This window comes from Sphaerimonospora thailandensis, assembly GCF_016863115.1.
Taxonomy (GTDB): Bacteria; Actinomycetota; Actinomycetes; order Streptosporangiales; family Streptosporangiaceae; genus Sphaerimonospora; species Sphaerimonospora cavernae.
Genome location: NZ_BOOG01000088.1, coordinates 1 through 12,149, shown reverse-complemented (window position 1 = coordinate 12,149; position 12,149 = coordinate 1). Strand labels below are relative to the sequence as shown.

16 protein-coding genes and 1 tRNA gene are annotated in these 12,149 nt (G+C 69.1%); 4 read left to right on the top strand and 13 right to left on the bottom strand.

Annotated elements, in window-relative coordinates; genetic code table 11:
- Positions 1 to 117: 117 nt before the first annotated feature.
- Complete coding sequence (locus tag Mth01_RS28340; protein ID WP_204019025.1) at positions 118 to 567, bottom strand: hypothetical protein; 450 nt, start codon at positions 565 to 567, stop codon at positions 118 to 120.
- Between the two features lie 323 nt (positions 568 to 890).
- Here Mth01_RS28340 and Mth01_RS28335 point away from each other — a divergent pair, with 323 nt between their 5' ends.
- Positions 891 to 1,850: a quinone oxidoreductase family protein gene (locus Mth01_RS28335; protein WP_204019024.1), complete on the top strand. Its 960-nt coding sequence runs from the start codon at positions 891 to 893 to the stop codon at positions 1,848 to 1,850.
- A gap of 10 nt (positions 1,851 to 1,860) precedes the next feature.
- Here Mth01_RS28335 and Mth01_RS28330 read toward each other — a convergent pair whose 3' ends face one another.
- The 4 genes from Mth01_RS28330 to Mth01_RS28315 form a co-directional block, all read right to left on the bottom strand.
- Positions 1,861 to 2,235, bottom strand: coding sequence for a thiol-disulfide oxidoreductase DCC family protein (locus Mth01_RS28330; RefSeq protein WP_204019023.1), 375 nt, complete (start codon positions 2,233 to 2,235; stop codon positions 1,861 to 1,863).
- Between the two features lie 41 nt (positions 2,236 to 2,276).
- The gene (locus Mth01_RS28325; RefSeq protein WP_204019028.1) at positions 2,277 to 3,242 is read right to left on the bottom strand and encodes a cobalamin biosynthesis protein; all 966 of its coding nucleotides are present in this window, start codon (positions 3,240 to 3,242) and stop codon (positions 2,277 to 2,279) included.
- A gap of 51 nt (positions 3,243 to 3,293) precedes the next feature.
- The gene (locus Mth01_RS28320; protein ID WP_204019022.1) at positions 3,294 to 4,103 is read right to left on the bottom strand and encodes a phosphotransferase enzyme family protein; all 810 of its coding nucleotides are present in this window, start codon (positions 4,101 to 4,103) and stop codon (positions 3,294 to 3,296) included.
- A 165-nt stretch (positions 4,104 to 4,268) separates the two neighbouring features.
- Positions 4,269 to 5,687, bottom strand: coding sequence for an ATP-binding protein (locus tag Mth01_RS28315; protein WP_204019021.1), 1,419 nt, complete (start codon positions 5,685 to 5,687; stop codon positions 4,269 to 4,271).
- Between the two features lie 426 nt (positions 5,688 to 6,113).
- On the opposite strand from Mth01_RS28315, the gene Mth01_RS28310 reads away from it, so the two are divergent.
- A tRNA-Arg gene (locus Mth01_RS28310) sits at positions 6,114 to 6,187 on the top strand.
- 759 nt (positions 6,188 to 6,946) lie between these two features.
- Here the strand turns inward: Mth01_RS28310 and Mth01_RS28305 are convergent.
- The 6 genes from Mth01_RS28305 to Mth01_RS28280 all read right to left on the bottom strand — a co-directional run bounded on the left by Mth01_RS28305 (position 6,947) and on the right by Mth01_RS28280 (position 9,893).
- Positions 6,947 to 7,216, bottom strand: a complete 270-nt coding sequence (locus Mth01_RS28305; RefSeq protein WP_407695982.1) for a hypothetical protein — start codon at positions 7,214 to 7,216, stop codon at positions 6,947 to 6,949.
- 33 nt (positions 7,217 to 7,249) lie between these two features.
- On the bottom strand, positions 7,250 to 7,513 hold the full coding sequence (locus Mth01_RS28300; protein WP_204019020.1) for a hypothetical protein: 264 nt from the start codon (positions 7,511 to 7,513) through the stop codon (positions 7,250 to 7,252).
- 414 nt (positions 7,514 to 7,927) lie between these two features.
- The gene (locus Mth01_RS28295; RefSeq protein ID WP_204019019.1) at positions 7,928 to 8,227 is read right to left on the bottom strand and encodes a hypothetical protein; all 300 of its coding nucleotides are present in this window, start codon (positions 8,225 to 8,227) and stop codon (positions 7,928 to 7,930) included.
- 121 nt (positions 8,228 to 8,348) lie between these two features.
- Positions 8,349 to 9,065: a GntR family transcriptional regulator gene (locus Mth01_RS28290; protein WP_204019018.1), complete on the bottom strand. Its 717-nt coding sequence runs from the start codon at positions 9,063 to 9,065 to the stop codon at positions 8,349 to 8,351.
- Between the two features lie 97 nt (positions 9,066 to 9,162).
- On the bottom strand, positions 9,163 to 9,486 hold the full coding sequence (locus tag Mth01_RS28285; RefSeq protein WP_239090072.1) for a hypothetical protein: 324 nt from the start codon (positions 9,484 to 9,486) through the stop codon (positions 9,163 to 9,165).
- Positions 9,483 to 9,893: a hypothetical protein gene (locus tag Mth01_RS28280; RefSeq protein ID WP_239090071.1), complete on the bottom strand. Its 411-nt coding sequence runs from the start codon at positions 9,891 to 9,893 to the stop codon at positions 9,483 to 9,485. Before Mth01_RS28280 ends, Mth01_RS28285 begins: the two co-directional genes overlap by 4 nt.
- A 124-nt stretch (positions 9,894 to 10,017) precedes the next feature.
- Here Mth01_RS28280 and Mth01_RS28275 point away from each other — a divergent pair, with 124 nt between their 5' ends.
- Both Mth01_RS28275 and Mth01_RS28270 read left to right on the top strand, forming a co-directional pair.
- Positions 10,018 to 10,773: a helix-turn-helix domain-containing protein gene (locus tag Mth01_RS28275; protein WP_239090070.1), complete on the top strand. Its 756-nt coding sequence runs from the start codon at positions 10,018 to 10,020 to the stop codon at positions 10,771 to 10,773.
- A gap of 14 nt (positions 10,774 to 10,787) precedes the next feature.
- Positions 10,788 to 11,000 carry an NUDIX hydrolase gene (locus Mth01_RS28270; protein WP_204019017.1) on the top strand — a complete coding sequence of 71 codons (213 nt, stop codon included), beginning with the start codon at positions 10,788 to 10,790 and terminating at the stop codon, positions 10,998 to 11,000.
- Here the strand turns inward: Mth01_RS28270 and Mth01_RS30010 are convergent.
- Both Mth01_RS30010 and Mth01_RS28260 read right to left on the bottom strand, forming a co-directional pair.
- Positions 10,981 to 11,286, bottom strand: a complete 306-nt coding sequence (locus Mth01_RS30010) for a hypothetical protein (RefSeq protein ID WP_239090069.1) — start codon at positions 11,284 to 11,286, stop codon at positions 10,981 to 10,983. The two genes, Mth01_RS28270 and Mth01_RS30010, sit on opposite strands and share 20 nt — an antisense overlap.
- A 172-nt stretch (positions 11,287 to 11,458) precedes the next feature.
- Complete coding sequence (locus Mth01_RS28260; protein ID WP_239090068.1) at positions 11,459 to 11,773, bottom strand: NUDIX hydrolase; 315 nt, start codon at positions 11,771 to 11,773, stop codon at positions 11,459 to 11,461.
- Positions 11,774 to 12,149 lie beyond the last annotated feature (376 nt).

Genomic DNA, 12,149 nt, shown 5'->3' with positions numbered 1-12,149 from the left:
GCCACTGACCCCCCGAAGCCACTGACCCCCCGAAGCCACTGACCCCCCGAAGCCACTGACCCCCCGAAGCCACTGACCCCGAAGCCACGGGCCCCGAAGCCGCCGGCCCGGGAACGGTCAGAACGCCGGCAGGTCGGCCCATCGGGTGACGGCGCCGGCACGGCTGTCGGTGCCGTACCGAACGGCCAGCGCCTTGACCAGGGCGCTGCCGCAGCCGAGCACGTCACGCCGGGGTGCGACGCCCGGCCACACCGGCGCCAGCGCCGTCTCGGTCTCGACGATCTCGACGCGGACCACCGTACGCACGCCGTCACGGCGCAGGGAGAGCCGCAACTCGGCCGGCGGCAGGCCGTGCATGACGGAGTCGGTGACAAGGTCGGAGATCGCCAGCAGGGCTTCCTGGGCGGCGGCGGCGGGGATCCCCCAGGCTGCCAGCACGCCCTGCGCACAGCGGCGCACCGTGCCGACTCCCTCGGGGACGTGCGGCAGTTCACATGTGTACATGTTCTTGAACGGCGGTGCCGTGGCGACGACGGCCGCGCCGTCGATGGTCGGGCAGTTCATCATGCTGTGCTCCTCGGTCACCGGCGAGACGCCCTCCCCCTCCGCCCTGCCGCGCCCCCCGATACAGGCTCCACACGGACGGAAAGACTGTTCTGCATTGAAGAGTAGGCGGGGGCGCCATGACCGGCTATCCGCCGTACGAGGGCCGCTATCCGGATAGCGAACGACAGCCAGGCTCTCCGCCCCACTCCCCGCCGTGCCCTGCGGCCCCCTGCCGGGATGTTCTCCGGGGAGGCGGGGAACAACGCGTGAGGGCGGTGGGTTTGGGGACGGCAGGGAGAGAACCCGCAGACGCCGTAGATACCGCAGACAGACAGGAGCCCACCATGCGCGCCATCGTCGTCAACACCCCCGGCGGGTCCGCCGCGCTGGAGCCCGCCGAGATCCCCGACCCCGTGCCCGGCCCCGGTGAGGTGCTGGTGGACGTGGCGGCGAGCGGGGTGAACTTCATCGACGTCTACCACCGGGAGGGCCGCTATCCGCTGCCGGTGCCGTTCGTCCCCGGCTCCGAGGGCGCCGGTACGGTCACGGCCGTGGGTGAAGGGGTGAGCGACGTCGTCGTCGGCGACCGCGTCGGCTGGGCACAGGTGCTCGGCTCGTACGCCGCCAAGGCCGTGATCCCGGCCGAGCAGGCGATCGTGCTGCCTCCCGGGGTGTCGCCGGGCCTCGCGGCCGCCGTACTGCTCCAGGGCCTCACCGCGCACTACCTCACCCATTCGACCTACGCCGTACGGCAGGGCGACGACGTGCTCGTCCACGCCGCCGCCGGCGGCATGGGGCTGCTGCTCACGCAGATCGCCAAGCTGCGGGGCGCCCGAGTGATCGGTACGGTTTCCACCCCCGAGAAGGAGAAGCTCGCCAGGCAGGCCGGCGCCGACGAGGTGATCGGCTATGAGGACTTCGCCGACGAGGTGAAGAAGATCACCGGCGGGGGCGCCCACGTGGTCTACGACGGGGTCGGCGCCGCCACCTTCGACGGCTCGCTCACGTCGCTGCGCCCACGTGGGATGCTCGCGTTGTACGGCGCGGCCAGCGGGGCGGTGCCGCCGTTCGACCCGCAGCGGCTGAACGCCGCCGGCTCGGTCTTCCTGACCCGGCCCTCGCTCACCCACTACGTCGCCGACCGTGAGGAACTGCTGTGGCGGGCGGGCGACGTGCTGGGCTGGGTGGCCTCGGGGGCGCTCAAGGTGCACGTCTCACAGCGCTACCCGCTGGCCGAGGCGCGCCGCGCGCACGACGACCTGGAGGCCCGGCGCACCACCGGCAAGCTGCTGCTCGTCCCCTGACCCGCAGGCGTCAGCACGGCGACAGGGTGTGGCGCCCGGGGAGGCGATGGCGGTAGCGGGACACGACCCGGTAGCCCGCATCGGCCGCCCAGCTCAGCGGCGGAGCGAGCATGAGCCTGCCGGCCGTACGCCACCGTGTCAGAGGTTGCAGGGCCAGGATCAGCGCGACCGCCCGCGCGCCCTGGGCCCGCAGCCCATCCGGGCCGATGAGCTGTACGGACGCGGCCGCCTGCTCGCGAGTGAGCCCGAAACCCGCGAGATCGACGAACTGCCAGGCGCGCACGGCGGGCATGTACGGCAACAGCCTCCGCCCGGCGTTCACGCACAGCTGGCAGAAGCCGCATTCCCCGTCGAACAGCAGCAGGACCCGGTTGGTACTGCCCACGATGTCGAATCTACCAATGCGCCCCGGCTCGTCCTCATCGGTCACCGCGGCGATGTCTGACGATGTCTGATGAGGCTCGCGATCCCCAGGGTGCCCGCCGCCAGGGCGACGGCGGTGAGCGACACCGCGCGGGCGAGCCGTACGGAGCGCCGGATGTCCGCGACGCCCGGACGTGGGCCGTCGCCGAGCTCGGGGCGGTGCTCCACCCGGCCGCCGTAGTCGTTCGCGCCGCCGAGCCGTACGCCGAGGGCGCCGGCGAAGGCGGCCTCGCACCGGCCGGAGTTGGGGCTGGGATGGCGGCGGCCGTCGCGGCGGAGCACGGCGGCGGCCCGGCGCGGAGAGCCGCCCGCTGTGCCGGCCAGCGCCACGGTGAGCAGGCCGGTCAGCCGGGCCGGCAGGAAGTTGGCCGCGTCGTCGAGCCGGGCCGACGCCCACCCGAACCTCTCGTAGCGCGGTGACCGGTGGCCGACCATCGCGTCGAGCGTGTTGATCGCCCGATAGGCCAGCAGGCCCGGCACGCCGAAGGCCGCGCCCCACACCAGCGGGGCGACGACGGCGTCGGAGGTGTTCTCCGCGATCGACTCGACCGTCGCGCGGGCGATCTCCCCGGCGTCCAGCCTCGACGGGTCGCGGCCGCACAGGTGCGGCAGCCGCTCGCGGGCGGCCCGCAGATCGCCTGTCTCAAGGGCGGCGGACAGGTGTGCGCCCTCTCTGGCGAGGGTCGTGCCGCCGAGCACGGCCCAGGTCGCGGCGGCCGTCACGGCCGTACGGGCGACCGGGCACGACCGGGTCAGCCGGTCGGCCGCCAGCCCGATGCCCGCCGCGGCACCCACGCAGGCGGCGGTGAAGGCGACCCCGGAGGCTCGAGAATCACGATAGATGCGCTTTTCCAGGGCGGCGGCGCGGTTGCCGAACACGGCAACGGGATGGCCTCTCCTGGGGTCGCCCACCACCATGTCGATCGCGGCCCCCAGCAGGATGCCCGCCGCCGTCGCCCTGCTTCTGATCACGGCGGCAATTCTCCCCCACCCCGGCCGATGACCTGTCAGGCGGGAGCTTCAGACGAGGTGGGCGCGCAGCGCGTCCTCGTTGGCGTCCAGCCAGTCGGCGGCCCTTCTGATCCGCTCGCCCGCGCCGTTCGACCACATCCGGGCCCAGCCGCCGCCCAGCGTCTGCGCCTTCTTCCGCATGAGGCCGTACGACCGGTCGAACCGGACGCGAGCCAGACCCGGCAGCCGGAGCCGGTCGCGCCGGGCCAGGCCGTACGCGTCGCAGAACAACCGCAGCCGCGGCCCGACGTCCGCCGTGCGCAGCAGCGGATCGCGGTCGATCGGGTCGTCGATGGGCGCCCAGTGCCGCAGCGTGATGAGCACGTCGAACAGCCGCGTCGTCGGCCGGGCCAGGTCGAAGTCGATCAGCGCGTACGGCACGGGCTCGGCCGCCTCGCGGAACACGACGTTCTGCGGGGTGACATCACAGTGGCCGACCAGCTCGGGCGCGTCGTCCGGGGCCGAGCCGACCTCCCAGACGGCGCCCGCCGGCGGGACGAACGACGCCGCCGCGTCGTGGAGCCGCCGCAGCAGACGGGCGAGTTCGGCGAGGGTCTCGTCGGCTGCGGCGTAATCGGGCAGCGGGTGCGTCGGCACCCGGCCTTCGACGAACGTGAGGATCTCCCTGCCGAGCTCATCGACGCCCAGCACGCGGGGGGCGCCGTCGAACCCGGCCGCCTCCAGGTGCCTCAGCAGCGCGTGCACCGACGGCGACGACGCCCGCATCGGACGCCGGACCGTGTCCCCCACCCGTACGACTCCCTCGGTGACGTCGCCCCCATGGAGCGGGATCTCCTGAGGATCCGTACGCGTGGACATGTCCAGGCAGCCTACTGAGCAGAACAGCATTCCGGAGGCGACTTCCGCCGGTTTTGGCAGTTCCCAACGCCACTTTTGCGCGCACTTCGTGCCGTTCGGCCGTACCGATGCCCGGTTGCGCGTCCAGACGTAAGGCGGCCTGACCATCACCGTACGGTTCGCTGCTCACTGCGGCCACGCGGCCAGCAACTCTCCGGGGCCGTAGGCGGCATCGAGTCCCGGGCAGTCGAGTCCACCGCGCGAGACCGCCACGACCGGGACGGGTTCGGCGGTGAGCGCGGCGCGGTGACGGTGGAGGGCTGCCAGGTCGTGCCGGTCGAACGGTGATTGCTCCAGCCACTTGATGGAACCGACGAAAAGCAGCTCCTTGGCGATGGGGGCGCGGTCTGCCCCGACGATGTCGATCTCGATGTCGTTGGTGCGGGTCCAGTAGCCACCCACCGCGGGGGCTGCGGGCAGCCGGTCGTCGGGCAGTATCCGGGCGAGCGCGTCCCGGATGAGCGGCTCGACGGCCCGGCCGCGCCAGCTGGTCCAGCTCTCCCGGATGCGTTCCAAGGTCAGATCGCCCCGCCCCCGCTCGATCTCCCCCATGAACGGACCGAGAAGGTGCAGCCAAAACCGCAGGTAAGGATCCGTCACCCGGTAGCGGCGGTCCTTCGACGGGCGCAGGGAAACGGGCAGTTCCGCAGCGACGATCCGCTTGTCCGTGAGCAGCTTCAGCGCTCGCTGCAGTGGCGTGGCCCCGATCCCGCCGGCCGAGCGGGCGATGTTGGTGAAGGTCCGCTCGCCACTGCCGATCGCCGCCAGCACCGCACGGGCCTGAGCCTGCGGCGGGAACTCCGCGGCCAGCGAGCGCTCGGCCGACACCAGCAGCGCCGAGACCGGATCATTCAGCGCCTCGCCGAGGAAGTCCCACAGCCCCGCGCCCCGCGGCCATTCCGTGCAGATCAGCGGCAGCCCGCCGGTGACCAGGGCGGCGTCGAAGGCTTCCGCCGGATCCAGCCCCAGCATCCGCCCCACCTCCGCGGGGTTCAGCGGCCCGAGCACCATCTCCCGGCCTCGCTGGTGGAAAGGTCGCCCGTAGCTGTTCAGTGCCTCCATCATCGACAGATCCGAGCCGATGAGGACCAGCAGCACCGGTTTCGTCTCCAGGGCTCTGTCCCAGGCCCGCTGCAGCATCCCCTCGAAGGCGCCGTCGGCATCCATCAGGTACGGCACCTCGTCTATCACCAGGACGCTCGGCCGGTCGGCGGGCAGCGCCGCGGCCAGCACATCGAACGCGGCATCCCAGCTCTCCGGCCGCGCGGCGGCGACCAGGTGCGCCAGCGGCAGCGTCGATGCCTGGGCGTCCCGGGCCAGCCGTGCCAGATCGTCCTGAGGCGACGCGCCGGTGGCCGCGTAAAACAGGTACGGCGCCGTGGCGCGCTCCACGAACCGCTCGACCAGCCGCGACTTGCCCACCCGGCGCCGCCCGCGCAGCATCACGCACCGGCCCGGCCGTTCTCCTCCGACCCCCGCCGCGACCTTCTGCAGCTCGCGCTCCAGCGTCGCCAGCTCTTGTCGGCGGCCGACGAAATCCACCATGCTGACCGACCCCCGGATGATACTAACATCAATGTTACTAACAAGAATGTTAGCAACATCGTGCGTACAGGAGGCCCGATCGCGGACCCGGGTGGCGTGGCTGGAGCGCCGTGCTCTACTCCTCGGGGCCGCTCATCGGCTCCCGCTGCCGACTTCAGGGATGACCGTTACGGGCGGCGGCCGAAGTCGGTGGTGCCACTGACGAGCCGGTTCCCCGTTGACGTCCGTCCGCCGGCCACCGGCGACGACGCCCGCCGGCTGTCGGGCTCAGTCACCGACCGGGCATCGACTGTGGTTCCTGCGGGGAGACCACGTACGCTTGCTGCTGCGGATGCCCTGGTCAGCCGTACGGACCGGGGTCGGCTGACACATATCCGGGAAAGCGGGTGTGTACCCACTCCCAGGATCATGCAGAATTAGGCACGAGCGCCCTTAGCTCAGCTGGATAGAGCATCGGACTTCTAATCCGACGGTCGCAGGTTCGAATCCTGCAGGGCGCGCTCACCCCATCAGCCCAAACCCCGGCTGACCTGGGCATTCTCTTGATCGCGCCCTGACCGCCCGCGCAGCCGTACGCCATCAGACGCGGCCCTGTGCGGCCACTCCCGGAATATACCCGGCATGATCATTGAGACGTTTCCGCAGGTCAGCTCCAGGGTTCGCCGCTCCCCGGAACGATTCTGAGCCTCCCCGAGCACGCGGCAGGGTGGTTCGCGGAGCCGAGGTGTGGCACGATGCGACTCATGACGATCAGAAAGGGCGATGCCGCGTAGGCCGCCGAGCGCCATCCGCGCTCATCAAGCAGCAGCCCGAGAACAGGGCCGACCAGCTCGTCAGATTCCCGGCCTATCAAGCCGGACCCATGCGGCGATCGCACGCCTGGAGGCCCAGGGGCTGGGGACGGACACCGTCGCTCAAGCCTTTGATCAGTACAGAGACTTTCTCCGACGCCCCGGCCGGATTCTGTACGTCCCGCCACATTCATGTCCATGCTGTGATCCCACTGAGGCACGCGACACCCTGGAACTCGCGCTACGTCGACTACCGCCGGCAGCACGCGCAGATCTCGGGCGGCTGGTGCACCGTCTCGACGAGGAATTCCGCAGACGCACCCTCCCCGAGCCTCATCCTCAGCTACTTCCGTGGCAGCTCGACCGATGGTGGCACCGGCGCATTGTCGGCTATTGATCAGTTCACGAAGGAGGCCGAAGGGCCTCGGCGTCGACCGAGACCCTTCGTTCCCTCGTGTTCGCGTCGCCTCATCCGGCGAGGACTTCCATGGTCCGCTGGTTGGCGACCTCGCGTTGACCGTCGATGCACTTCGCGTAGACCCGGAGCATGGCATCCACGCCATGTCCGGCCCGTTCGGCGGTGGCTTCCGGTGCGTGGACGCCCGCGTTGAGCCACAGGGACACGGCCGCGTGCCGCAGGTCGTACGGGGCCGGGCCGCCAACGGCGATCTCACCGAACTCGGCGTGGACCGCCGTGTGCACGTCGGCCGGGAGGTCATCCCATGGGGGTGTGGTCACCTGCCGCCCCGAGGCAACCCTTCGGTTCAGGTGCTACGCCAGCGTGCGCGATCCCCACCCCTTGAGGTGCAGCGCATCAATGTGCCCGAGCTGGTGCGGCCGAGCGCCCCCTGCGGTGAGCAGAACGCGCCAGGGCGGACACCGGACCGCACAGACGGCCGGGATGGGCGCGCAGTCCTGTGCACGGGCTTGGGCGACACCTTCACCCGCGCCTTCCTCTTCTTGGCCGGCGCCGGTGTTGGCGTCGGCGTGGCGGACGGGCTGAAGGGAGTGGGCGTTGGTGTTGGTGTAGCCCATTGGCTCGGCGTGGCGAGCGGAGACCCCACTTGGGGCGAATGGGTGGATAGCGGGGCTGTCTGGGCAGTCCCTGCAGCGCTGCAGCCAGTCAGGAGTACTGCGGCGAGCAGCGTTACCAGGGCGGTGCGTCGAGGCATTCGAGGTGCTTTCCGTTCGGGGGCGGTCGGGCCATATCCCAGCACCTTCATTCACTCCTCGCCACCACATAAGCACATTGCGTCATTATCGCTGCATGCGCGTGAATCACGACGCATTATGCGGAATCGCACGCTGACCGACACCTGCGCGAGGTGCTGCTGAGCGGCCAACCCCTCACCCACCTGCACCCGGGTCGACCTGCACCACCACTTACCCCTGAAGGGTCCCGGCGTGAACCGAGACCCTGCGGCAGGAATCCGACGCCGTAAGATGAGGTCACACGGTGCGGGTGATCACGGGAAGCAGTCCGCGGATGACGCCAAGCGGGCTGTAGATGACCAGAGTCAGCCGACACCCGTGACGGAGCCCGCCGATCAGGCCGAAGCCGACCAGGATCGCGACGGCGAAGGGGGCGGGGATATCGAGGTGGATCTGGCCCACGAGGACGTGTAATAACCAGATCGAGATCATGACGATCATCCGAGTGGGCGCCGACGCTGGGCAGAGCATTACGCTCTCGCCGGGGATGGTGGAGACGAGATCGCACGCCTCACCCTCAGGCAGTTTCTTGAACACTGGACTCATGTCCTTTCGTAAGTCGTGGTGAGAGATCCGTTTGTCCACTTGTCCACTTAAGTACAGATTAACCCTCGCCGCTCGTCCGGACAAGCAACCGAGAGAGTTGAGTGGGTGAGACTTACCTCACCGAGTAGACATCTTCGAGTTCGTGCAGTTCACCAGGCAGAGCCAGACTGAGCGCGAACAGCACCGACCCGGCCGCGTCGTGCACGGTCGCCAGCACACCGAGCACGGGAGAGGTCGAGCCGAGGATGTCGGCCTCCTCCTTGGTCGGCTTGCGAGCGGCCAGGCGTTCGGTGACGTGATCGAACCGCAGATGTTTCACGGCCTGGAGATGCTGACGCACCCCATGCCGCAGCGGATCGGGCTTGTCCAGGTCGGTGCCGAGGGCAACCTCCAGCGGAAACCAGAAGGTCTCCACCGCCGAAACCCGTTCCCCCTGCTTCGTGAGGCGCTGACGGGCGATCACGGGGGTTCGCTCGTCGACGCCGAGGAGGTGGGCGATGTGGCGGGGCGCCGGCACCCGCTCGACACTCACGATCGACTCGGCGGTCTCGCCGTGTTCGGTGGCGGTCAAGCCGGGCCGTACCCGATCGGCAGGGGCTTCGGGTCGGCCTTTGACGAAGGAGCCGCGGCCGTGTTCGCGTTCGATCCAGCCTTGCATGGCGAGGGTCTGCAAGGCCCGGACCACGGTGGTGCGGCCCACGCCGAACTCGCGGACGAGTTGCGTCTCTGAGGGCAACATGGTGCCCGGGGCATACTCCCCGTCTCGTATCCGTTGTTGGATCGCCGTCATCACCTGGGCGTACTTCGGAGGGGCGAAGTCCATGCTCATACCAAACCGCCCAATCACTTTTCCACTTGTCTGCACAAGTACAGTAGCGGCTGAGGTGCGGCCTGTCAGCAGGTCAGCGGCTTGAAGTGGGAGGGGGTTATCGCACGTGGCCGGACAGCAGCGCCGCCCACACCTGGTGGGCCTCGGTCATCGTCCAGGCGTGGGTCTGGGAGACCTCCGGCTTGACCGGGTCGCCGCTCATCCGGCGGATGAAGGCCATTCCCCCGCCCGAGCACAGCTCATACCAGGTCTCGCGATGCTCGCCGCAGGTCCAGGCCAGCACCCGGAACCGGGCGAACCGTTGGGAGGCGTGCCACGCCAACGGCTTGGCGTCATCTTTCAGCGGCTGCAGGTGCGGCGCCGGGCATGCGTCCAGATCGTCGATCTGGCCGGGGGGCTGATGAATGGTTTTGGGAGTCACTGGGCCGTCCTTTCGAACCGGACCTGTCCGGCCGCGTCGAGTGTCGCCCGGAAGATCACCTTCCGGGACCAGTCGTCGGGGAGCGCGCCGAACTCGTACACGCGGTGGATGATCCGGCCGTACGGCTGGGTTTCGGGGTTCAACCGGCGCAGCGTCTTGCGCAACTCGTCCATGCAGGTGGCCTGTCCCACACTGGTCCCGCACGGCCCGAGTTGCGGAGCGCCGTTGATGAGGCTGTAGACCTCCCACTCGTACATCTCAGCCGGCAACTGGCCGCCGTCGCAGTACAGGCAGTCCTCGCGGGAGGAGGTGGCCAGCCCGAGCACGGCGGCCGCGACCTGCCCGCGCCGGGTGACGATCTTCCAGCCGCGCCCGTCGCACGCGGTGCACTTAACTGCTCGTGTCATGCCGCAGAGAATGCACCGGGGGAAACTTCCGCTCCTATTCCACTTGGATATATCACCGAGGGATATAGAGTTCCCAGCAACAGCCACCATGCGCCACCAGCCCGGGAAACGACCGGAGGCCGGAATGCACGGGAACGCTTTCGAACCGATCCAGATCCCCACATGGGTGTGGGACCGCGACGAAAGCCGCGAAAGGCTCAAAAACCGCGATGTAGCCGGGCTGTTCAACCTCGCGGTCAAGTACGCCGGGGCCAGTCAGACCCGGATCAGCGCGGCAACCGGCATCGCCCAGGGCCGCATCAGCGAGCTCATGCGCGGCCAGCGTCAGGTCGCCGACCTTGAAGTGTTCGAGCGCGTCGCCACCGGCCTGGGCCTGCCCGACCATGCCCGCATGCTGCTCGGCCTGGCCCCGCTCGACATCGCCTCCCCGAGCGGCGACAACGACGACGAGCACCAGGAGCAAATAGCCGAGCTGACCGCGCGGATCGAGATGGCCGCCGCCGTCGATCAGCCGATGGTGATGATCCTCACCACCGACACCAACAATCTGCGGCTACTGGATCGGCGGCTCGGCAGCGTGGCGATCGCCGAGAAAATGCGCGCCCAAATATCCCAAATACGGCGCGCCCATCACCACGCCGTACGGCCCGGCATACGCGCACAACTCGCCCACATACTCGCCGAGACCGAATCACTCGCCGGATGGCAGGCGATCAATACCGGCGCCCTCAACGACGCCTGGACCCACTACGAAAACGCCAAGGCCGCGGCCCGCGAAGCCGACACCCCGGCCGTCCTCGCCTACGTCTGCGCCGAGCAGGCATACGTCCTCATGGACCTGGGCCGGCAGGGTTTCGGGTCAGGGAGATCGAGCCTCTGATCAACTACCAGCCGATGGCGGGCATGGTCGACTCCGAGCACAACCTGTTCCTCGCCCGCGGTGCGGAGTTCGTCAAGGAGCCGTCCGGGGAGATCGAGGCCGACCTGATCGAGTGGGTTCCGTGGAAGGAGATCCCGGACATGATCGCCCGGGGTGACATCTGGACCTCGGGAACGCTGGTCGGTCTGTACGCGGCCCGGGATCGGCTCAGCGCAGGGCGCGGGTAACCGCTCGGGAGAGTTCCTCTATGCGCTTGCGCTGACGGCGTGAGCCGGTCATGGTCGCGAGTTGCTGTGCGCGCTGGATGTGGGGCTGGGCGGCCTGCGGTTCGCCGAGGGCGAGAAGGGCGTGTCCGAGATCGCAGCGGAGTGCGGCTTCGGCGCGGTTGTAGGTGCCGTCCATCCCGGCCAGAGCTGAGCGCAGGTCCTCGACCGTGCCGGGGTCGCCGAAGCGGACCAGGCAGTTGCCGCGCCAGCGGGCCAGATGGTGGGCATTGATGGACAGGTAGGGCATGTCCGGGTCGCCGTTGCCGTCGGGGAGGATCGCGGCGGCATGGTCGAGCGCGCTACGGCAGGTTGCCTCGTCTCCGAGGATCGCGGCGGCCTCGGCCTCGGCGGCGAACAGCCACGTGCGTAGCCGGGCCGGGAGGTGGTCGCGGTGGGTGGCGTGGATGTACTGAAGAAGTTCAGTTGCCTGGGGTCTCCTCCTCCACCTCGCGGGCCGCCGTCAGCATGGGGTCCTCGCCGGCCTCAACCAGGCCTCCGGGCAACTCCCACCCCCACCGGTCGAACAGGAACCGATGGCGCCACATCAGCAACACCCGATCCTGCTCATCCACCACCACGGCGATAGCAGCCCGGTCCAGATGCACCGCGTGATGCTCGAACCGCTCACCATCCGGGATCTCGACATCGACCATGCCCAGCCGGATCCACCGGTTGTCATAGATCAGCCGCTCACCGTGCACGATCCAGCGCGTCTGCTCGTCGTTGGTAGCCACACCGTGACGCTACCGCCCAACATCACCGTCGTACACGGGATGAGCACAGACAGTCCATCCGTAGTCGCCGACGCTTCTCAGCACCGAAGGCAAGGCTAGGGATCCACCGTCCGGATCTTCTGCCGCTTCACCCTGCCACCCGTCCGGACAGTCACCAAAGGGTGGCATAGCGTTCCATTTACCCATATGAGATGGTACGACAGTAAAATCCGCGCAAAGAATTAGGCAATCGAGGGCAATGTCCTCTCATGCGCGGAGGGTCGCGGACGTGATCGCAGACGTGGCAGAGCGGTTTCTGGAGGACGTCGAGGCCCGGGATCTGTCGTGGACCGCTCCATCCGATGCGCCAGCCGCACTGATCACTGATCGGGTCTTG

Excerpts from the sequence above, each read along its gene's own strand:
- Mth01_RS28315 (WP_204019021.1), bottom strand. The coding sequence starts at position 5,687 with ATGGTGGATTTCGTCGGCCGCCGACAAGAGCTGGCGACGCTGGAGCGC.
- Mth01_RS28340 (WP_204019025.1), bottom strand. The coding sequence starts at position 567 with ATGATGAACTGCCCGACCATCGACGGCGCGGCCGTCGTCGCCACGGCA.
- Mth01_RS28335 (WP_204019024.1), top strand. The coding sequence starts at position 891 with ATGCGCGCCATCGTCGTCAACACCCCCGGCGGGTCCGCCGCGCTGGAG.
- Mth01_RS28300 (WP_204019020.1), bottom strand. The coding sequence starts at position 7,513 with ATGGGCTACACCAACACCAACGCCCACTCCCTTCAGCCCGTCCGCCAC.
- Mth01_RS28270 (WP_204019017.1), top strand. The coding sequence starts at position 10,788 with ATGGCGGGCATGGTCGACTCCGAGCACAACCTGTTCCTCGCCCGCGGT.
- Mth01_RS28280 (WP_239090071.1), bottom strand. The coding sequence starts at position 9,893 with ATGACACGAGCAGTTAAGTGCACCGCGTGCGACGGGCGCGGCTGGAAG.
- Mth01_RS28275 (WP_239090070.1), top strand. The coding sequence starts at position 10,018 with ATGCACGGGAACGCTTTCGAACCGATCCAGATCCCCACATGGGTGTGG.
- Mth01_RS30010 (WP_239090069.1), bottom strand. The coding sequence starts at position 11,286 with ATGCCCTACCTGTCCATCAATGCCCACCATCTGGCCCGCTGGCGCGGC.
- Mth01_RS28320 (WP_204019022.1), bottom strand. The coding sequence starts at position 4,103 with ATGTCCACGCGTACGGATCCTCAGGAGATCCCGCTCCATGGGGGCGAC.
- Mth01_RS28290 (WP_204019018.1), bottom strand. The coding sequence starts at position 9,065 with ATGAGCATGGACTTCGCCCCTCCGAAGTACGCCCAGGTGATGACGGCG.